The organism is Pseudomonas sp. AL 58 (assembly GCF_036348395.1).
Lineage (GTDB): Bacteria > Pseudomonadota > Gammaproteobacteria > Pseudomonadales > Pseudomonadaceae > Aquipseudomonas > Aquipseudomonas defluvii.
The window spans coordinates 20,251-39,444 of sequence record NZ_JAZBQR010000017.1; the positions used below are offsets into that span (position 1 = coordinate 20,251).

The 19,194-nt window shown below is 60.6% G+C and carries 21 protein-coding genes; 2 read left to right on the forward strand and 19 right to left on the reverse strand.

Features of this window, described 5'->3' with window-relative positions; translation table 11 throughout:
- Positions 1-5: 5 nt before the first annotated feature.
- The 9 genes from mltG to UIA24_RS17820 all read right to left on the reverse strand — a co-directional run bounded on the left by mltG (position 6) and on the right by UIA24_RS17820 (position 7,294).
- Positions 6-1,130: an endolytic transglycosylase MltG gene (gene mltG, locus UIA24_RS17780; protein ID WP_065761315.1), complete on the reverse strand. Its 1,125-nt coding sequence runs from the start codon at positions 1,128-1,130 to the stop codon at positions 6-8.
- A 3-nt stretch (positions 1,131-1,133) separates the two neighbouring features.
- Positions 1,134-1,949, reverse strand: coding sequence for an aminodeoxychorismate lyase (gene pabC / locus UIA24_RS17785; protein ID WP_065761314.1), 816 nt, complete (start codon positions 1,947-1,949; stop codon positions 1,134-1,136).
- A complete protein-coding gene (gene fabF, locus UIA24_RS17790) occupies positions 1,949-3,193 on the reverse strand; it encodes a beta-ketoacyl-ACP synthase II (RefSeq protein WP_099775455.1) in 1,245 nt (414 codons plus the stop codon). Before fabF ends, pabC begins: the two co-directional genes overlap by 1 nt.
- A 104-nt stretch (positions 3,194-3,297) precedes the next feature.
- Positions 3,298-3,534 carry an acyl carrier protein gene (acpP, locus tag UIA24_RS17795; protein WP_003175607.1) on the reverse strand — a complete coding sequence of 79 codons (237 nt, stop codon included), beginning with the start codon at positions 3,532-3,534 and terminating at the stop codon, positions 3,298-3,300.
- Positions 3,535-3,730: 196 nt separating this feature from the next.
- Positions 3,731-4,471 (reverse strand): 3-oxoacyl-ACP reductase FabG, encoded by a 741-nt coding sequence (gene fabG, locus UIA24_RS17800; protein ID WP_065761312.1) that lies wholly within the window; start codon positions 4,469-4,471, stop codon positions 3,731-3,733.
- 17 nt (positions 4,472-4,488) lie between these two features.
- Positions 4,489-5,427: an ACP S-malonyltransferase gene (fabD, locus tag UIA24_RS17805; RefSeq protein WP_065761311.1), complete on the reverse strand. Its 939-nt coding sequence runs from the start codon at positions 5,425-5,427 to the stop codon at positions 4,489-4,491.
- A 129-nt stretch (positions 5,428-5,556) separates the two neighbouring features.
- The gene (gene plsX, locus UIA24_RS17810; protein ID WP_083199879.1) at positions 5,557-6,567 is read right to left on the reverse strand and encodes a phosphate acyltransferase PlsX; all 1,011 of its coding nucleotides are present in this window, start codon (positions 6,565-6,567) and stop codon (positions 5,557-5,559) included.
- A gap of 3 nt (positions 6,568-6,570) precedes the next feature.
- Positions 6,571-6,753 carry a 50S ribosomal protein L32 gene (gene rpmF, locus UIA24_RS17815; protein WP_010447173.1) on the reverse strand — a complete coding sequence of 61 codons (183 nt, stop codon included), beginning with the start codon at positions 6,751-6,753 and terminating at the stop codon, positions 6,571-6,573.
- A 13-nt stretch (positions 6,754-6,766) separates the two neighbouring features.
- On the reverse strand, positions 6,767-7,294 hold the full coding sequence (locus tag UIA24_RS17820; protein WP_065761310.1) for a YceD family protein: 528 nt from the start codon (positions 7,292-7,294) through the stop codon (positions 6,767-6,769).
- A gap of 95 nt (positions 7,295-7,389) precedes the next feature.
- On the opposite strand from UIA24_RS17820, the gene UIA24_RS17825 reads away from it, so the two are divergent.
- Positions 7,390-7,968: a Maf family protein gene (locus tag UIA24_RS17825; RefSeq protein WP_065761309.1), complete on the forward strand. Its 579-nt coding sequence runs from the start codon at positions 7,390-7,392 to the stop codon at positions 7,966-7,968.
- Between the two features lie 60 nt (positions 7,969-8,028).
- Here the strand turns inward: UIA24_RS17825 and UIA24_RS17830 are convergent, their stop codons facing one another.
- From UIA24_RS17830 to rluC, 3 genes are read right to left on the reverse strand one after another with little or no spacing between them, the layout of a single operon-like run.
- A complete protein-coding gene (locus UIA24_RS17830; RefSeq protein WP_102053577.1) occupies positions 8,029-9,012 on the reverse strand; it encodes a S49 family peptidase in 984 nt (327 codons plus the stop codon).
- 6 nt (positions 9,013-9,018) lie between these two features.
- Positions 9,019-9,708 carry an HAD family hydrolase gene (locus UIA24_RS17835; protein ID WP_330523462.1) on the reverse strand — a complete coding sequence of 230 codons (690 nt, stop codon included), beginning with the start codon at positions 9,706-9,708 and terminating at the stop codon, positions 9,019-9,021.
- Positions 9,698-10,654 carry a 23S rRNA pseudouridine(955/2504/2580) synthase RluC gene (gene rluC / locus UIA24_RS17840; RefSeq protein WP_065761306.1) on the reverse strand — a complete coding sequence of 319 codons (957 nt, stop codon included), beginning with the start codon at positions 10,652-10,654 and terminating at the stop codon, positions 9,698-9,700. The genes UIA24_RS17835 and rluC overlap by 11 nt, the downstream gene beginning before the upstream one ends.
- Positions 10,655-11,400: 746 nt before the next feature.
- Here rluC and rne point away from each other — a divergent pair.
- On the forward strand, positions 11,401-14,532 hold the full coding sequence (gene rne, locus UIA24_RS17845) for a ribonuclease E (RefSeq protein ID WP_330523463.1): 3,132 nt from the start codon (positions 11,401-11,403) through the stop codon (positions 14,530-14,532).
- Between the two features lie 110 nt (positions 14,533-14,642).
- Here the strand turns inward: rne and murB are convergent, their stop codons facing one another.
- From murB to UIA24_RS17880, 7 genes are read right to left on the reverse strand one after another with little or no spacing between them, the layout of a single operon-like run.
- On the reverse strand, positions 14,643-15,662 hold the full coding sequence (murB, locus tag UIA24_RS17850) for a UDP-N-acetylmuramate dehydrogenase (RefSeq protein WP_330523464.1): 1,020 nt from the start codon (positions 15,660-15,662) through the stop codon (positions 14,643-14,645).
- Complete coding sequence (locus UIA24_RS17855; protein WP_065761462.1) at positions 15,659-16,123, reverse strand: low molecular weight protein-tyrosine-phosphatase; 465 nt, start codon at positions 16,121-16,123, stop codon at positions 15,659-15,661. The genes murB and UIA24_RS17855 overlap by 4 nt, the downstream gene beginning before the upstream one ends.
- Positions 16,123-16,887 (reverse strand): 3-deoxy-manno-octulosonate cytidylyltransferase, encoded by a 765-nt coding sequence (kdsB, locus tag UIA24_RS17860; protein ID WP_065761463.1) that lies wholly within the window; start codon positions 16,885-16,887, stop codon positions 16,123-16,125. The genes UIA24_RS17855 and kdsB overlap by 1 nt, the downstream gene beginning before the upstream one ends.
- Positions 16,884-17,069, reverse strand: coding sequence for a Trm112 family protein (locus tag UIA24_RS17865; protein WP_065761464.1), 186 nt, complete (start codon positions 17,067-17,069; stop codon positions 16,884-16,886). Before UIA24_RS17865 ends, kdsB begins: the two co-directional genes overlap by 4 nt.
- A 38-nt stretch (positions 17,070-17,107) precedes the next feature.
- A complete protein-coding gene (lpxK, locus tag UIA24_RS17870; protein WP_330523465.1) occupies positions 17,108-18,118 on the reverse strand; it encodes a tetraacyldisaccharide 4'-kinase in 1,011 nt (336 codons plus the stop codon).
- The gene (locus tag UIA24_RS17875; protein WP_065761466.1) at positions 18,118-18,549 is read right to left on the reverse strand and encodes an ExbD/TolR family protein; all 432 of its coding nucleotides are present in this window, start codon (positions 18,547-18,549) and stop codon (positions 18,118-18,120) included. The genes lpxK and UIA24_RS17875 overlap by 1 nt, the downstream gene beginning before the upstream one ends.
- Positions 18,546-19,181, reverse strand: a complete 636-nt coding sequence (locus tag UIA24_RS17880) for a MotA/TolQ/ExbB proton channel family protein (protein WP_177442416.1) — start codon at positions 19,179-19,181, stop codon at positions 18,546-18,548. Before UIA24_RS17880 ends, UIA24_RS17875 begins: the two co-directional genes overlap by 4 nt.
- Positions 19,182-19,194: the final 13 nt, after the last annotated feature.

A 19,194-nucleotide genomic window follows, 5' to 3' on the forward strand; every position in this document is an offset into this window, starting at 1 on the left:
AGTCCTTAATTTTGATCAGTACGGGAGGACTCATCGACCGCTGTCGAAGACTCGCTCGGTTCGACGACCATGTCATCGGGTGTCGACTGTTGGGCTTGCGGTGCCGGGCTCGAGCGATAATCGGCGCGACGCTTGAGCTGATACTCACGCACCGCTGAATTGTGCGCGTCCAGGTCATCGGAGAAGACATGACTGCCATCGCCACGCGCCACGAAGTACAGGCTGCTGCCAGGCAATGGGTTCAACGCCGCATGAATCGCCTCACGCCCCACCATGGCAATTGGCGTCGGCGGCAAGCCCGCATTCACATAGGTGTTGTAAGGGGTCGGCTCGCGCAGGTCAGCACGGGTGATCTTGCCGTTGTAGCGCTCGCCCATGCCATAAATCACCGTTGGGTCCGTCTGCAGCAACATGCCGATTTGCATGCGTCGCACAAATACACCCGCGATCTGGGCACGTTCCTGAGGAACGCCGGTTTCCTTTTCCACCAGCGAAGCCATGATCAGCGCCTGATAAGGATCGCGATAAGGGGTTTCAGGGGCACGGGCATTCCACTCCTGAGCCAGCACCTCTTCCAGGCGCGCATACGCTTGCTGGAGGAACTCGACATCGGTCATGCCGCGCACAAAGCGGTAGGTATCCGGGAAAAAGCGCCCCTCCGGAAACACACCAGCGTGCCCGAGCTTTTCCATGACCTCGCTGTCGCTCAGACCGTTAAGCGTCTGTTCGATTTTTTCGTGCTTGGCCAAAGCGGCGCGCACCTGACGGAAGTTCCAGCCTTCAACCAGCGTCAGGTTGTACTGCACCACCTCACCGCGACGCCACAGCTCGAAAAGCTCGCGCACGCTCATGCCTGGGCTGAGACGATACTCGCCTGTGTGCAGCGGCACACCGACCATATTGAAACGCCAGTACAGGCGTAACCAGAAAGCATCCTTGAGCAAGCCATCCGTTTGCATACGGTAGAACATGCGATTGGGCGTCGTACCGGTCGGCACATCGAGCAACTGCTCCTGGGACACATGCAGCGGCTGCTGAAGGGCCGAGTTCAACTTCCAGGCGGAGTACCCCAACAGCAGGCCACCCAGGATCAGGCCGATCTCCAGCAGTACCAAGAATTTACGTCTCACAAATCAGGCATCCAGTAACGTACGGGCAATGGCCTGCAGTTTACGGGTGACCGGGCCCGACGACCAGTTCATCGATCCACACGAGCACACCGGCCAGATACCGTAAACACTGTTACAGAGAAAGACCTCATCGGCTCGCGCAAGATCCTCAAGGGCCAGGTCGCCGACACGAACGTCGATCCCGAGGCGCGCAGCCTCGACCATCAGCGCCGCACGCATGACCCCGGCAACCCCGCAACGGCTGAGGTCGGCAGTCAACAACACGCCATCCCTGACCAGAAACAGATTGCTGTAGACCCCTTCGACCACGCGGCCGGTGATGTCACGCATCAACCCTTCGGCATAGTCGGGATCCTGCCACTCGGAACGGGCCAATACCTGCTCAAGACGATTGAGGTGCTTGAGCCCCGCCAACAGCGGCTGTTCCGCCAGGCGGGTACGGCATTCGAACAGCTTCACACCATGCTCGGCATTGCCAGCGGGGTAAGCCGCTGGCGGATTGCCCTGCAAGATACGCCGCGGCGGCACGCCAGCGGCGGGCGCATAGCCACGCTGACTGTCACCCCGGGTCAGAATGAGCTTGAGCACGCCCTCGCCCAGCAGGCTGGCGTAACGGCTCAACTCATCGCGAATCAGTGCCAGATCGGCGTTAATCGCAAGGCGCTGGCAACCCAGCGCCAAGCGTTCGAGGTGATACTCGAACAATGATGGCCTGCCGGCCTTGACCGCGATGGTCTCAAACAGACCATCGCCGTAGGCCAACCCTCGACTTTGCAGTGCCAGGGTATCGGCCGGCTGACCATCGACCCAGCTTTGCATCAACCGGCGAACCGGCGGAACACCAGCGAGCCGTTGGTACCGCCAAAACCGAAGGAGTTGGACAACACCACATCGATCGACATTTCACGCGCCTGATGCGGCACGAAGTCCAGGTCACACCCTTCGTCCGGCTCATCGAGGTTGATGGTCGGTGGAGCCACCTGGCCGTTGATCGACAGCACGCTGAAGATCGCTTCCACAGCCCCGGCAGCGCCCAGCAGGTGACCGGTCATGGACTTGGTGGAACTGACCGCCAGCTTGTACGCATGCTCACCAAACACCGACTTGATCGCCGATGCTTCCGCCAGGTCACCCGCCGAAGTCGACGTGCCATGGGCGTTGATGTAGCTGACTTCGCTCGGGTCGAGGCGAGCATCACGCAGGGCATTGGCCATGCAGCGTGCAGCACCGGCACCGGTTTCCGGTGGCGAGGTCATGTGATACGCGTCGCCGCTCATACCGAAACCTACCAGCTCGGCATAAATGGTCGCACCACGGGCCTTGGCGTGCTCCAGCTCTTCAAGCACCAGCGCACCGGCGCCGTCGGCCAGAACAAAGCCATCACGGCCCTTGTCCCATGGACGACTGGCACGGGTCGGCTCGTCGTTGCGGGTCGACAGCGCACGAGAAGCGCCAAAGCCCCCCATACCCAAGCCACACGCAGCCATTTCAGCACCACCGGCAATCATCACATCGGCTTCGCCAAAGGCGATATTGCGTGCGGCCATGCCAATGCAATGCGTACCGGTCGTGCATGCCGTGGCAATGGCGTAGTTAGGCCCCTGTACGCCCAGGTGGATCGACAGGAAGCCGGAAATCATGTTGATGATCGAGCCTGGCACGAAGAACGGCGAAATACGCCGAGGCCCCTGCTCATGCAAGGTGCGGCTGGTTTCTTCGATATTGGTCAGGCCACCGATGCCCGAACCCATGGCCACGCCGATACGCTCACGGTTGGCATCGGTCACTTCCAGGCCAGCATTACGCACTGCCTGAAAACCGGCCGCCAGGCCGTACTGGATAAAAAGGTCGAGTTTGCGAGCTTCCTTGACCGACAGGTACTGCTCAACCTCGAAGCCCTTTACCGAGCCGCCAAAACGGGTGGAGTAAGCAGAAAGGTCTGTATGTTCGATCAGACCAATGCCACTGCGGCCAGCCAGAATGCCCTGCCAACTGCTCGGCACGTCCGTACCCAGTGGCGACAGCATACCCATACCGGTGACCACGACGCGTCTACGCGACACAGCACTCTCCTTTTTCTAAGGTCTACATCTCTCGCAAAGAAAAAACCGCACGCCAGTGAAGGCAGTGCGGTTTTTCCATGACAAGAAGCGACGACTACAACGTCTTAAGCCTGGTGGCTGGTGACGTAGTCGATAGCTGCTTGAACAGTAGTGATCTTCTCGGCTTCTTCGTCAGGGATTTCGGTCTCGAATTCCTCTTCCAGAGCCATCACCAGCTCAACGGTGTCAAGGGAATCGGCACCCAGATCTTCGACGAAGGAAGCAGTGTTCACTACTTCTTCTTCTTTAACGCCCAGTTGCTCGGCGACGATTTTCTTGACGCGTTCTTCGATGGTGCTCATACCTTGTTTTCACTCCTAATGGACATATGTCAGGCAGCTGGCCGGGGTGTAAGTGTATAGAAAGAGTTTGGCTTTTCAAGCGCCAAGCGCTTCTCGAACGTCACACCCAACCGCTGACTAGAATTTGGTTGCAGCTTTATAACGGATTTTACACGCCACGTATGACATTTTTTTGAAGCAATCCGTCACATTTGCCTTACATGTACATCCCGCCGTTGACCGGAATGGTTGCACCGGTGACATAACCTGCACCCTCGGACGCCAGGAAAGCCACGACTTTGGCGATTTCCTCGGCTTGTCCCAGACGCCCCAGAGGAATCTGGGTCTGCAGGGCTTCGCGCTGCGCTTCTGGCAGCTCGCGCGTCATGTCAGTGTCGATGAAACCAGGCGCCACCGAGTTGACGGTGATCGCACGGGAGCCCACTTCACGCGCCAGCGCACGGCTGAAGCCTTCCAGGCCAGCTTTGGCAGCTGCATAGTTGACCTGACCGACGTTACCCATGGCACCGACTACCGAACCGATGCTGATGATACGACCCCAGCGTGCCTTGGTCATGCCGCGCAGCACACCCTTGGACAAACGGTACAGGCTGTTGAGGTTGGTATCGATAACATCGAACCACTCGTCATCCTTCATCCGCAGCATCAGGTTGTCGCGGGTGATACCGGCGTTGTTGACCAGGATCGTCGGCGCACCGAACTGCTCCTGAATCGCGGCCAGGGTGGCGGTAACCGACTCATCACTGGTGACGTTCAGCTCAAGGCCGGTACCCGCGATACCGTGCTCCTTGAGGGTCGCAGCGATGCGCTCGGCACCAGCAGCCGAGGTTGCCGTACCGATGACCGTAGCGCCCAGGCGACCCAACTCCAGGGCGATGGCCTGGCCAATGCCACGGCTGGCACCAGTCACCAGTGCAACTTTACCTTGCAGGCTCATGCAAGCTTCTCCTAATTTCAGGCCAGCGCCGCACGGGTGGCGGCGACAGCGTCTGGGGTATTGAGGTTATAGGTGGTCACACCGTCGGCGCAGCGCTTGTTCAAACCGGCCAGGACCTTGCCTGGGCCGCACTCGACCAGCGAGGTAGCGCCTTGTGCTGCGAGGTACTGAACGCATTCAACCCAGCGCACTGGCTTGAACAACTGCTCCAGCAAGTCGCGCTTGAGCGTGTCCAGGTCAGCAGAGACCGTCGCGTTGACGTTCTGCACGACCGGAATCTGTGGCGCCTGCCAATCGATGGCAGCAACCGATTCAGCGAACCGCTCAGCAGCCGGACGCATCAGTTCACAGTGCGACGGCACGCTGACCGGCAATGGCAAGGCACGCTTGGCGCCACGCGCCTTGCACCCTTCGATTGCGCGCTCGACAGCGGCCTTCGAACCGGCGATGACGACCTGGCCAGGCGAGTTGAAGTTGACCGCGCTGACGACGTCACCCTGTGCCGCTTCAGCGCACACAGCGATGACATCCGCATCATCCAGGCCCAAGACCGCAGCCATGGCGCCCTGCCCGGCCGGTACGGCCTCCTGCATCAGCTGACCGCGACGCTCGACCAGTTTCACGGCATCGCCGAGGGACAAGCTACCCGCGGCCACCAGGGCGCTGTATTCGCCCAGGCTGTGACCGGCGACGAACGCAGGGCGAGCACCACCCTCCGCCAACCACAGGCGCCACAGGGCGATCGAAGCGGTCAGGATAGCCGGCTGAGTTTTGTCAGTTTGATTGAGTTGCTCTTCCGGGCCCTGCTGGGTCAGTGCCCAGAGATCATAACCCAGAGCCTCGGAGGCCTCGCGGAAGGTATCGATGACCAGTGGGTACTGGGCGCCCAGCTCGGCCAGCATGCCGAGGGACTGCGAACCTTGACCCGGAAAGACGAATGCGAGGGATGCAGACATTGAACAAGCCCCTAATGATCTTGTCGTCGAAAATTGAGCGAACAGTCGCAGGACTGATCGCAAGAAACTGAAAATTGGATGGTAACGAGAACCAAGCGGTCACATTTAACCACTTCCTTGCCGATATGCCTAAAGCAACAGATCCTCAAGACGCCCATGCAAGCGCTGCGGCAGATCTTCCTGGATTTCGATCAGTGCACGCTGAATAGCACTCTGAAACCCCTGAACGCCCGCAGAACCATGGCTTTTGATAACAATACCCTGCAACCCCAGAAAGCTCGCACCATTGTGTCGCGCTGGCGCAAGATCGGCCTGCAAGCGCTTGAGCAATGGCATGGCCATGGCACCTGCCACGCGAGCAAACACCCCCTCACGGAACAGCGCCTGAATACGCGCACCGATCATGGTTGCCAGGCCTTCACTGGATTTGAGCAGGATATTGCCGACAAAACCGTCGCAGACCACGACATCAGCCTCACCACGGTACAAGCCATCACCCTCGACGAAGCCGATGTAGTTCAAGCCCTTGGCATTCTGCAACAGGCTGGCAGCCAGCTTGACCTGCTGATTACCCTTGATGTCTTCAGTGCCTATGTTGAGCAGCGCCACGCGCGGACGATAGACACCCAGCGCCTGAGCCGCCACCGAGCCCATCACTGCAAACTGATAGAGGTGCTCGGCACTGCAATCGACATTGGCCCCCAAATCAAGCAACTGACAGTAGCCTGCCTGCGTAGGAATGGCTGCCACCATCGCCGGGCGATCAACACCTGGCAGCGTTTTCAGCACATAACGCGACAGCGCCATCAGCGCACCGGTATTGCCAGCACTCACGCAGGCCTGAACCTTGCCATCACGCAATAATTCAAGGGCGACGCGCATGGACGAATCCGGCTTGCCACGCAACGCCTGCGAAGGCCGCTCATCCATGCCGATCACTTCACTGGCCGCAACAATCTGCAGACGCGAGCGATCTGCTGCCGACTGGCCAGCGATCAAATCTTCAAGGAGGGAGGGTTGACCAACGAGGGTCAGGTGCAGCGAGGGGGTAGCCGAAAGGCAAGCAATGCTCGCCTGAACAATGCTGCGGGGACCGAAGTCCCCGCCCATTGCGTCGATCGCGATGATCTGAGCGGACAAGGATTACTCGTCAGCGCCCTTGTCGATCACTTTACGACCACGGTATACGCCTTCTGGCGATACGTGGTGGCGCAGGTGAACTTCACCGGTGGTTTTTTCTACGGACAGAGCGCTGGCCTCGAGGGCGTCGTGCGAACGGCGCATGTCACGGGCAGAGCGGGATTTTTTGTTCTGCTGAACAGCCATAATTGATTAACTCCTAAACGTTTGGGTCACGCTTTAACTGCGCCAATACACTGAACGGGTTGGACCGCGTTACCTCGTCCTCGCTCGGCTCGGGCTCATCGGCGCCCGCCGGCTGCTGGCATTCTTCCGGATGATGAGCAGGCACAATGGGCAAGGCGAGCAAAAGCTCCTCCTCGATCAATGCCTGCAGATCCAATGGATCTTCGCCCAGTTCCAGCACGTCATAACCTTTCGGTAACGACTGGGTATTCGAACCCTCCTTCACCACAGCGTAAGTACATTCGCTATGGATCGGCAGGGTAACCAGCTCAAGACAACGCTGGCAAACCATTTTGACTTCGACGTTGAGGTCAGTGTGTATAACCACTGTCTTCTGCTCGTCTCGCTCAAAATCGAATTTCGCCTGCACCATACCGACATTGTCGGAAAGCGGGTCGCAGAGTCTCTCCAAATCGGCCAGCAGCACTTTCCCTTCAAGGGAAACGCCACGATCTGCCAATTTGCGCGGGTCAACGTGAGGTGGAATCGGGTCATTCAACATAGGCGCAGCATTCTAGGGATGCCCCCCGCCCCTGTCAAAGGAAATTAGGCCCCATGGCTCATGTTAGAATTGGCGAACCCGCTCAGGAGTTCATCATGCTGCCTTTATTACTGGCTTCAAGCTCACCCTACCGGCGCGAATTGCTGGCGCGCCTGCAACTCCCCTTCAACTGGGCCGCCCCGGACATTGACGAGCGACGCCTGGATGAAGAGCCCGCCGTAGAGCTGGTGAAGCGCCTGGCACTGGAAAAAGCCGAAGCGCTGGCCACCACCCACGCCAACCACCTGATCATCGGTTCCGACCAGGTCGCGGTACTGGGCGAGCAGATTCTCGGCAAGCCGCACACTTTCGACAAGGCCTGCGAACAGCTGCTGGCAGCCAGCGGCAATCATGTCACCTTCCTCACCGGGCTTGCCCTGCTCAACAGCAGCACTGGCCACGCTCAGGTTGACTGCGTGCCTTTCACGGTCAACATGCGCGAACTGGATCTGCCACGCATCGAGCGCTACCTGCGCACCGAACAACCCTATGACTGCGCCGGCAGCTTCAAGGCCGAAGGCCTGGGCGTCAGCCTGTTTCAAAGCACCCACGGCGTCGACGCAACCAGCCTGGTGGGCCTGCCGCTGATTCGCCTGGTGGACATGCTGCTCAAGGAAGGCGTCACCATTCCTTGAGGCGCAAAAAAGCCGACCCTCAGGTCGGCTTCTGCCTAAACACGCAACACCGCGACACGATCAGCGCAGCGTCGGCCCCTGAAAACCCATCCACATTGCCAAATGCTCGGCAACACTGGCCCCCAGGCGCTTGGAGAAGCGATCAAACGGCGACTCTTCAATCGTAAAGTCCACCAGGTTTTTCTCGCCGATCACATCGCGCGCGACATAACTGGCACTGCCAAGGCCGTCCACCAGCCCCAACTTCACCGCCTGCTCGCCCGACCAGATCAGGCCGCTGAACAACTCTGGATGCTCTTTATCCTTGAGTCGCTCACCTCGCCCCTGCTTGACGCTGGCAATGAACTGCCGATGAGTGGTCTCCAGCACACCCTGCCAGAACCTGGTTTCTTCAGGCTTCTGCGGCTGGAACGGATCCAGGAATGCCTTGTGCTCGCCGGCCGTGTAGGTACGGCGCTCAACACCCAGCTTCTCCATGGTTCCGACAAAGCCATAACCTGCAGCAGTCACACCAATCGACCCTACCAGGCTGGCCTTGTCGGCATAAATCTGATCAGCCGCACTGGCGATGTAATAGGCACCAGACGCCCCCAGGTCACTGATGACGGCGTACACCTTGATCGCCGGGTACTGCGCACGCAGACGAAGAATCTCGTCATAAATGTACCCAGACTGCACCGGGCTGCCGCCCGGGCTGTTAATGCGCAGGATCACACCCTTGGTCTTGGGATCTTCAAACGCCGCACGCAAGCTACCGACTATGTTGTCGGCACTGGCAGGCTCCTGATCAGCGATCATGCCACGCACTTCGATCAGCGCGGTATGACTGGAGCCACGAGCCGCCGCCTTCTCGACATCCATCAACGGCGTGAACAGCATCAGGGCGCCAAACAGATAAGCGAAGGTCAACAGCTTGAAAAAGATGCCCCAGCGCCTGGCGCGCCGCTGCTCCTGCACGCCGGCCAGCAGCGTTTTTTCAAGCAACTGCCAGCTTTTCTGCTCTTCATTCTTTTCAGCGCTGGGCGCTTTCCATTCATCAGCCATGCTCACCTACCCTGGGATACCGTCACAGCCGACCGGCGCGCCAGCAAGGCCCAGCCAATCCTGCAACTGAGAAAAATGATCGATGGACAGCCGAGGCTCATAGGCGCGCAACACCTCCAGCGACATCGCACCATGACCGACCGCAACCGAATGCACACCTGCATTGCGCGCCATCAACAGGTCAAACGCCGAATCCCCGACCATCAGCGCACGCGCAGGCTCGACACCACAATGCGCGAGAATCTCTTCCAACATCAAGGGATGGGGCTTGCCCCGGGTCTCGTCAGCGGCACGGGTGATATCGAAGAAATGCTCCCAGCCATTGGCCTGGAGCACCCGATCAAGGCCGCGACGCGCCTTTCCGGTCGCAACCGCCAGCCGATAGCCATCCGCGCGAAACGCCTCAAGCGCCTCGACAACCCCGTCGTACAACGGCGATGGCTGCTCATCCAGCGCCATGTAAACGTCAGCATAGTGCTGCCGGAACGCCGCCACCGCCGACGCATCAAGCTGCGGATACAGCGTGCTGATTGCCTCAGGCAAGGCCAGACCAATAATACCCTTGACCGCCTCGACTTCGCTGCGCGGGTGGCCGCCACGATCTGCCGCCAGGTGCATCGCCTCGACAATACGCCCGATCGAGTCGGCCAGTGTGCCGTCCCAATCGAAGATCAGCAGGTCGTACTCACGACGCACTCAGACGCTCCACAGTCTTGGACCACATGTCATCCACCGGCGCCTCAAGCTTGAGCACGCCGCCATCAGGCATCGGCACATTCAAGGCATAGGCATGCAGGAACAAGCGCTTGCCACCCAGCTCACGGATCTCGCGAGTGAAGTCTTCATCGCCATACTTGCTGTCGCCGGCAATGCAATGCCCGGCATGCAAGGCATGCACCCGGATCTGGTGAGTACGCCCCGTCACCGGACGCGCCTCGACCATCGTGGCGAACTCACCGAAACGGCGCAGAACACGGAACAGCGTCAACGCCTCCTTGCCTTCAGGGTTCACCTCGACCATCCGCTCACCGGAGCGCAGGTTGCTCTTGAGCAACGGCGCGCTGACCTGCTTCTTGGCCGTCGCCCAATGACCGCGCACCAGCGCCATGTAGCGCTTGTCTACGCCGTCACCGCGCAAGGCCGCGTGCAGGTGGCGCAGCATGCTGCGCTTCTTGGCGATCATCAGCAGGCCAGAGGTATCCCGATCGAGGCGGTGGACCAGCTCCAGCTCCTTGGCATCGGGGCGCAACTGACGGAAGGCTTCAATGACACCGAAGCTCAGGCCGCTGCCACCATGCACGGCGATCCCGGCAGGCTTGTTCAGCACGATCAGTGCCTTGTCTTCGTAGACAATGGCCGCTTCCAGGCGCTGCAGCAAACCCTGGGCAACCGGCGCCGGCTCGTCGCGCTCGGGCAGACGAACGGGCGGCACGCGCACCACATCGCCCGCCTGCAATTTGTACTCAGGCTTGATCCGCCCCTTGTTAACCCGCACTTCGCCTTTACGCAAAATGCGGTAAATCAAGGTCTTGGGAACGCCCTTGAGTGCAGTGATAAGAAAATTGTCGATACGTTGGCCGGCAAGTTCCGGCGCGACCTCAATCAGCTGAACGCCGGGGGTCGGAGGGGTATTGGTCGTCATTTGCGCATCATAACAATTTTTTATGGATTTGAAGCACTTAATGATTGCTGCTATAGTCGCGAACGCCGCCAAAAGCGGCTGGCCAGCGGACCAATGGCTTTGAGCCGGCCCTGACCTACGCAATTCTTGAGGACGCGAGGCCGTCCGACGGGGTGTTTGCCAGTTTACAAAATGCCTGGAATAGCCACCAGCGCAGACGAGAGAAGACCGATAAAAAACAAAAAGAGCGGTGCATTACCCTCCCTTCACGTTTTTTTCGATGCCACTCCGTCAGTGCAATCGCTTCCGCGCAGTTATGGCGAACGCTTCGGAAATACAAGCCTTAGCCATAAATGCGCGGGCTCCCGTACGGAGCCGGCGATAAATGCAACCCGTTGCGGATTCAGCGCGCGGCAGCACCCGAATTATCAGGGATACGTGTAGGGTGGAGATGCACAACCGTCGGACCGTGTAGTAATGCGTCCGGTCGACAGGCCTCTACGGGCCCACTCGTCCAGACCCGTTCTTGATCAAGATGCCCCCGTGGCGTCCATGGCCGAAGGCTGATTCCTCCTCCTGACTGAGTGCATTTGACACCACAGCTAGCAGGACGCGTCGTCGCGACTTCGGCAGCACTGGATTCCAGTCAGGCCGAATCTCGCTAGACACGGGAGTGGCCCGCCACCCCTGACGCACCCTGACACCGACCGTGAGAAGTCGTGTGTGCCGAACGCCGTTTCCGGCAGCCCGGAAACCGACGGTACTACATGAAAAGAATGCTGATTAACGCAACTCAACCCGAAGAGTTGCGTGTTGCTCTGGTGGACGGCCAACGTCTCTACGACCTGGATATCGAGTCCGGCGCTCGCGAGCAGAAGAAAGCCAACATCTATAAAGGCCGGATTACCCGGATCGAACCCAGCCTCGAAGCCGCATTTGTCGACTTCGGTTCTGAGCGCCATGGCTTCCTGCCACTGAAAGAAATTTCCCGCGAATACTTCAAGAAGGCCCCAGAAGGCCGCGTCAACATCAAGGAAGTATTGAGCGAAGGCCAGGAAGTCATCGTCCAGGTCGAGAAAGAAGAGCGTGGCAACAAGGGCGCCGCCCTGACCACCTTCATCAGCCTGGCTGGCCGCTACCTGGTACTGATGCCGAACAACCCGCGTGCCGGTGGCATCTCGCGCCGCATCGAAGGCGAAGAGCGCAACGAACTGCGCGAAGCCCTCAATGGCCTGGTCGCCCCTGCCGACATGGGCCTGATCGTTCGCACTGCCGGCCTGGGCCGCAGCAGCGAAGAGATGCAATGGGACCTGGACTACCTGCTGCAGCTCTGGACTGCAATCAAGGAAGCCTCCCTGGACCGCGCGGCTCCTTTCCTGATCTACCAGGAAAGCAATGTCATCATTCGTGCCATCCGCGACTACCTGCGCCAGGACATCGGCGAAGTACTGATCGACAGCATCGACGCCCAGGAAGAAGCCCTGACCTTCATCCGTCAGGTGATGCCGCAGTACGCCAGCAAGATCAAGCTCTACGAAGACAGCGTCCCGCTGTTCAATCGTTTCCAGATCGAAAGCCAGATCGAAACCGCCTTCCAGCGCGTGGTCGAACTGCCGTCGGGCGGCTCGATCGTCATCGATCCAACCGAAGCCCTGGTCTCCATCGACATCAACTCGGCGCGCGCCACCAAAGGTAGCGACATCGAGGAGACCGCGCTGCAGACCAACCTGGAAGCAGCCGAAGAAATCGCTCGCCAACTGCGCCTGCGCGACATTGGTGGCCTGATCGTCATCGACTTCATCGACATGACGCCGGCGAAAAACCAGCGCGCAGTCGAAGAGAAGGTACGTGAATGCCTGGAAGCCGACCGCGCACGCGTTCAGGTTGGCCGCATCTCGCGTTTCGGCCTGCTGGAAATGTCCCGCCAACGCCTGCGCCCATCTCTGGGCGAGAGCAGCGGCATCGTCTGCCCACGCTGCAGCGGCACCGGCATCATCCGTGACGTCGAATCCCTGTCGCTGGCCATCCTGCGCCTGATCGAAGAAGAAGCCCTGAAGGACCGCACTGCTGAAGTGCGCGCCCAAGTGCCGATTCCGGTCGCAGCGTTCCTGCTCAACGAAAAACGCAACTCGATCACCAAAATCGAACTGCGTACCCGTGCACGCATCGTGATCCTGCCAAATGATCACCTTGAAACCCCGCACTTCGAAGTGCAGCGCCTGCGCGATGACAATCCAGAAGCGCTGAGCGGCCAGTCCAGCTACGAAATCGCCGCCACCGAGACCGAAGAAGTCCAGCCAGTTGCCGCGACTCGCACCCTGGTTCGCCAGGAAGCTGCGGTCAAGACTGCACCGGCCCGCGCCAATGCACCGGTACCTGCCGCACCAGAACAGCCTGCCGCCCCTGTGCACGTTGCGCCAGAGCCAAGCCTGTTCAAAGGCCTGGTCAAGTCGCTGGTCAGCCTGTTCGCCAGCAAGGAAACGCCTGCCGCCGCACCGGTTGTCACCGAGAAGCCGGCCGCCGAACGCCCACAGCGCAACGAAGAGCGCCGTAGCGGTCGTCAGCAGAGCCGCAGCCGCAACGGTCGTCGCGACGAAGAGCGCAAGCCACGTGAAGAACGCGCCGAGCGTGCCCCACGCGAAGAGCGTCAGCCGCGCGAAGCCCGTGAAGAAACCCCGGCCCGCGAAGAACGCGCACCACGCCCGCCGCGCGAAGAGCGCCAACCACGCCCACCGCGTGAAGAGCGTCGCCGTGACGAACGCGTTCGTGAACTGCGCGAGCCCCTGGATGCCACTGCACCGGCTGCTGCCGCCGCACCGGCCGTACGCGAAGAGCGTCCTGAGCGCGCCCCTCGTGAAGAACGCGTAGCCCGCGAAGAACGCGCTCCACGCGAAGAGCGTGCACCGCGTGAAGAACGCGCGCCACGTGAAGAGCGTGCACCACGCGAAGAACGTGCACCACGCGAAGAGCGCCAACCGCGCCCACCACGTGAAGAGCGTCAGCCACGTCCTGCCGAGGTTGCTGCCGAAGCGACCGAAGAGCAACTGCCAAACGAAGAGCTGCTGCAAGAAGAAGCCGAAGGCGCCGATGGCGAGCGCCCACGTCGCCGCTCTCGCGGTCAGCGTCGCCGTAGCAACCGTCGTGAACGTCAACGTGATGCCAATGGCAACGTCGTTGAAGGCAGCGAAGAAGCGGCTGAAGAGTCGAGTGCCGAACAGGCGGCGGGCGTTGTCGTTGCTGCAGGCGCAACCATCAGCGCTGAAGCCGAAGCACAGGCCAACCAGCAAGCTGAAAACGCTACCGCTGCTGTCGAAGCACGTGTAGCCGCTACCGAGGTCGTCGCAGAGGCTGCACCTGCAGTCGAAGCAGCACCGGTAGAAGCCGCACCTACGGTAGTTGAAGCTGCAGTAGTTGAAGCTGCCGTGGTCGACATTGCCCCTGCCGCCGAACAGCCTGCGGCACCTGTCGAAGCCGTTGAACCCGGCGCGGCTCCGGTGGTGGAAGTCACCCCAGCCCCAGCTGAAGTTGTGGTCGAGGCCCCGATCGCTGCTGCCAAGGAAGCCGAGCCTGCAGTCGAAGCACCTGCTCCGGTTGTGGTTGAAGCACCCGCTGCCGAGCCGGTAGTCGCCGCCGAAGCACCTGCCCTGCCGCAAGCAAGCAGTGGCCGCGCACCAAACGACCCACGCGAAGTGCGTCGTCGCAAGCGCGAAGCTGAAGCTGCTGCAGCCGCGGCAGCCGCTAAAGCCGCAGAGGTACCTGCTGCCGCCGTCGAGGCACCAGTAGAAGCCCCCGCACAAGCCGAGCAACCGTCCACCGAAGCTGTCGTAACGGCAGAAGAAGTGACCGAGCAAAGCCCAAAGGCCCTGGAAACCACAGAAGAGCCTAAACCGCTCGCCTGATTCCAACGGCTGAAAAAAAGCCCCGCCAGCTAACGCTGGCGGGGCTTTTTTATTGGCTTGAAACTCAACTCGGACTCACCGCGACACCGCACACGGCGGCTGCGCCACACTCAGTACAGATTAGGCTCCATCTCCAGTTCGACACCAAAACGCTCAAGGATATCGACCTGGATCTTCTGTGCCAGCCGATGAAGCTGTGCGCCACTGGCCTGGCCGTAATTGACCAGCACCAATGCCTGAAGTCGGTGAACTCCAGCATCGCCATCACGATAGCCTTTCCAGCCGGCCAGTTCGATCAACCAGCCCGCCGCCAACTTCACCCGACCATCTGCCTGAGGGTATGCCACAAGCCCTGGATGAGCCTGACGAATATGCTCAGCCAACGCAGCAGACACCACTGGGTTCTTGAAGAAACTTCCCGCATTGCCCAATTCAGCAGGGTCCGGCAGTTTTTCCCGGCGAATGCTGCAAATCGCATCGCTGACATTCTGCGCCGTTGGCTGTTCGATACCCTGCTCGCTCAAGCGCTGACGCACTGGCCCATAGTCCAGATGCAAGTGCATGACCCGGCTCAGCGCAAAGCGCACACGCAGGATCAACCAACGCCCGGGATTACGCTTGAACAGGCTGTCACGGTAGGCAAATGCACAGTCTTCAAGGGCAAACTCATGCAGTTCACCAGTCTGACGATCTAACGCAGTCAGCCCGACAAATACATCCTTGATCTCTACGCCGTAAGCACCGATGTTCTGCATCGGCGCAGCACCGACCGTACCCGGAATAAGGCTGAGGTTTTCAAGCCCCGACAGCCCCTGCGCCAGGGTCCATTGGACAAACGCATGCCAAGGCTCACCAGCCTCGGCCTCCACGATGACCCGCTGCCCGTCATCGGCGAGAATCCGCACCCCCTTGCTGGCCATGCGCAGTACCAACGCGTCGATATTGGCCGTGAGCAACAGATTGCTGCCGCCACCAATCACCAGCACCGGCCACTGCTGCGCAGCCGCATGGGCCAATACCTCACGCACCTCCGCATCGGTGTGCGCTTCGGCAAAATGCGCTGCACGCACATCAATACCGAAGGTGTTGTAAGACTTGAGCGAAACACCTGATAGCACCTGTACGCTCATAAACGCCCCTTCAACTCGATAACCAGCCCCCGACAGGCGCTCTCGATCAGGTCGAGCACCTGCTCAAAGCCCTGCTCGCCACCGTAGTAAGGGTCTGGCACTTCATCGACAGCCCCCTCGAAGCGCCGCAGAAACAGGTCCAGCTCTGCCTTGGCCTGCGCTGGGCGCATCGCCTGCAAGTGCCCCAGATTACTGTTATCCATCGCCAGGATCAGGTCGTAACGCTCGAAGTCGGCGACACTGACCTGCTGCGCACGCTGCTGGGACAGATCATAGCCACGCAACTGAGCCGCACGCCGGGTACGGCTGTCTGGAGGGTTGCCGACATGCCAGTCACCAGTTCCGGCCGATGCCACCTCGATCACCTCAGCCAGGCCCGCCTCCTTCAACTGATGGCGCAAAACACCCTCAGCGGTCGGCGAGCGGCAGATGTTGCCCAGGCAGACAAAAAGAACCCGCATCAAGCCTCCAGCAAGCGCCGCACGCGCTCGAGATCTTCAGGGGTATCAACCCCTACCGGCGGGGCCTCCAGGGCATCGGCCACATGGATACGCACACCGTTCCAGAGCGCCCGCAACTGCTCAAGCGACTCGGTTTTCTCCAACCAGCACGCCCCCCAGCCGACGAAGTCCTGCAGGAAACCGGCACGGTAGGCATACATGCCAATGTGTCGGCGATACGGCACACCCGGCGGAAGCTGATCGCGACTCTGCGCAAAGGCATCACGGGCAAATGGCAACGGGGCACGACTGAAGGTCAGGGCCAGACCGTTGCAATCACTGACTACCTTGACCGCATTCGGATTGAACAAGGCCTCGACCTCGGTAATCGGTTCGGCCAGGGTAGCGATACCGGCCTCCGGGTGAGCGGCCAGGTTAGCCGCCACCTGATCGATGATCACGGGCGGAATCAGGGGCTCGTCGCCCTGCACGTTGACCACGATCGCGTCGGCAGGCAGGCCCAACTGGGTCGCCACTTCGGCCAGACGGTCGGTACCCGAGTCATGATCCTCACGGGTCATCAGCACTTCAGCGCCAAAGGCCTCACAGGCCTTGAAGATCTCGGCATCATCGGTGGCCACGACCACCCGTGCCGCGCTGCTCTTGCGCGCCTGCTCCCAGACATGCTGGATCATCGGCTTGCCGGCAATCAGCAGCAGCGGTTTGCCCGGCAGCCGGGTGGAACGCAAACGGGCCGGAATCACAACCGTGAACGCTTGACTCATTTTTCCAGGCGCTCTTCGTCGGTCAGGGTGCGCGCTTCGCTCTCCAGCATGACCGGGATACCGTCGCGAATCGGGTAGGCAAGACCGGCGCCCTTGCTGATCAGCTCGGTCTTGTCAGCACTGAGCTTGAGCGGGCCCTTGGTGATCGGGCAAGCAAGGATATCGAGCAGTTTGGTGTCCATGGAAATTCCTCAGGCCTGTGGCCGGAAAAAGAAAAGGTTCAGGGTTGCCGATGCCCGGGCAGCAAACGCGCCAGTTGGCCGTCGAACCAGCGGGCGAAGGCCGGCGAAGGCACCGCATCTACAGCAAGGTACCACCAGTCGGCAGCGGCGAAGGCACGGCATTTCACCGCATCCTTTTCGGTCATCACCAGCGGCAAGGACGGCGTAAAGTTCAAGGCCTCGGCGCTATAGACCGCATGATCGGCAAAGGGATGTGGCTCTGGTCGCCAGTTTAGCCCCTGCAAGGTATTGAAGAAACGCTGCGGATTGCCGATCCCGGCCACCGCATGCACGGCCTGGCCAGGCGGAAAATGCTCGACGCCACGACGCTCGCCACTGCGAACATTGACCAGCGCGGTCGGCTCAAGCCCAAAGGCATAGCCTTCGTCACTGTCGGCCGCAGCACCATTGAACAGTACCGCATCGACCTCATGCAGGCGCTCGACCGGCTCACGCAGTGGGCCCGCCGGCAGGCAGCGACGATTGCCCAGGCCGCGCGCGGCATCGATCAGCACCAGTTCCAGATCGCGGGCCAGCCGATAATGCTGCAAACCGTCATCACTGAGGATGAGGTCCAGCGGCTCGGCAGCCAACAACGCCTGGACCGCGCGCGACCGCTCGGGATCGATCATCAGCGGCACACCGCTACGCTGGACGATCAACAACGGCTCATCGCCCGCCTGAGCAGCAGACTGGTCGGCACGCACGCGCCAGGGGAGCTGCGGCGGTGTGGCGCCATAGCCGCGGCTCACCACACCGACACGCAGCCCCTGGCGGCGGCAGTGTTCGATCAGCCAAAGAATCAGGGGGGTCTTGCCGGTACCGCCGACGGTGATATTACCCACTACCACCACCGGTACCGGGGCACGGTAACTGCTGCTCTCACCGGCCAGAAAACGCTGGCGCTTGCGCAACACCACGCGCCGGTAGAGGGCTTCCAGCGGCCGCAACAAGGCAAGGGCCGGATGCCCGGCATACCAGGCCTTGAGCAATCGATCGGCAAAGGCCATCAAGGATTCCCCGGCGCCGCCTCGACCGTGGTCATGCGCAACTGGCTGAAGCCCAGCTTGCCCGCCGCATCCATCGCGGTGACCACCGCCTGATGCGGCGTCTTGCCATCAGCGCTGATCGACAACGGCAGGCGGGTGTCCCCACCCGACTCTTTTTGCAAGGCATCGATCAGCGTCGCCAGATCACTCTTGGGCAGCAGGTTATTGTTCAGCGAGTACACGCCCTCAGCACTGATGGTGATTTCCAGCTGCTTGAGCTCCGACTCCGGGGCCGGCGTACCACTGACCGCCTCCGGCAACTCGACGCGCAACTGGGTTTCACGCGTGAAGGTGGTGGTGACCACAAAGAACAGCAGGAGGATGAACACCACATCGATGAGTGAGGCCAGGTTGATGTCCACGGTCTCCCGTGGCTTGCGCCGGAATTTCACGCCCTGCCCTCGGCCAGATCAACATCACGGTCGCCCTGAACCACTTCGACCAGCTTGATTGCTTCTTGCTCCATACCCACTACCAGTTCGTCGATACGTCGCTGCAGGAAGCGGTGGAAAAAGACCGCAGGGATACCCACCATCAGGCCGGCCGCCGTGGTGATCAACGCTTTGGAAATACCGCCCGCCAGCACCGAGGCGTTGGCCGACATGCCCGTGCCCATGAACGAGCTGAAGATATCGATCATGCCCAACACCGTACCCAGCAAGCCGAGCAGTGGCGCCATGGCCGCAATGGTGCCCAGTGCATTGATGTAGCGCTCCAGCTCGTGAATGACCCGGGCAGCGGCTTCCTCAATGCACTCTTTCATGATTTCGCGACCGTGCCGCGAGTTCGCAAGGCCCGCGGCGAGGATCTCGCCCAGTGGCGAATCGGCGCGCAAGGCCTTGAGCTTTTCGCTATTGAGTTGCTTGTCCTGAATCCAGCGCCAGACCTGACCCAGCAGGTGTGGCGGGGTGACGCGGCTGGCGCGCAGGGTCCACAGGCGCTCGGCGACGATCGCCATGGCGGCGATGGAACTCAGAATGATCGGCAGCATCATCCAACCGCCAGACTTGACCAATTCCCACACAGTAACGACCCCC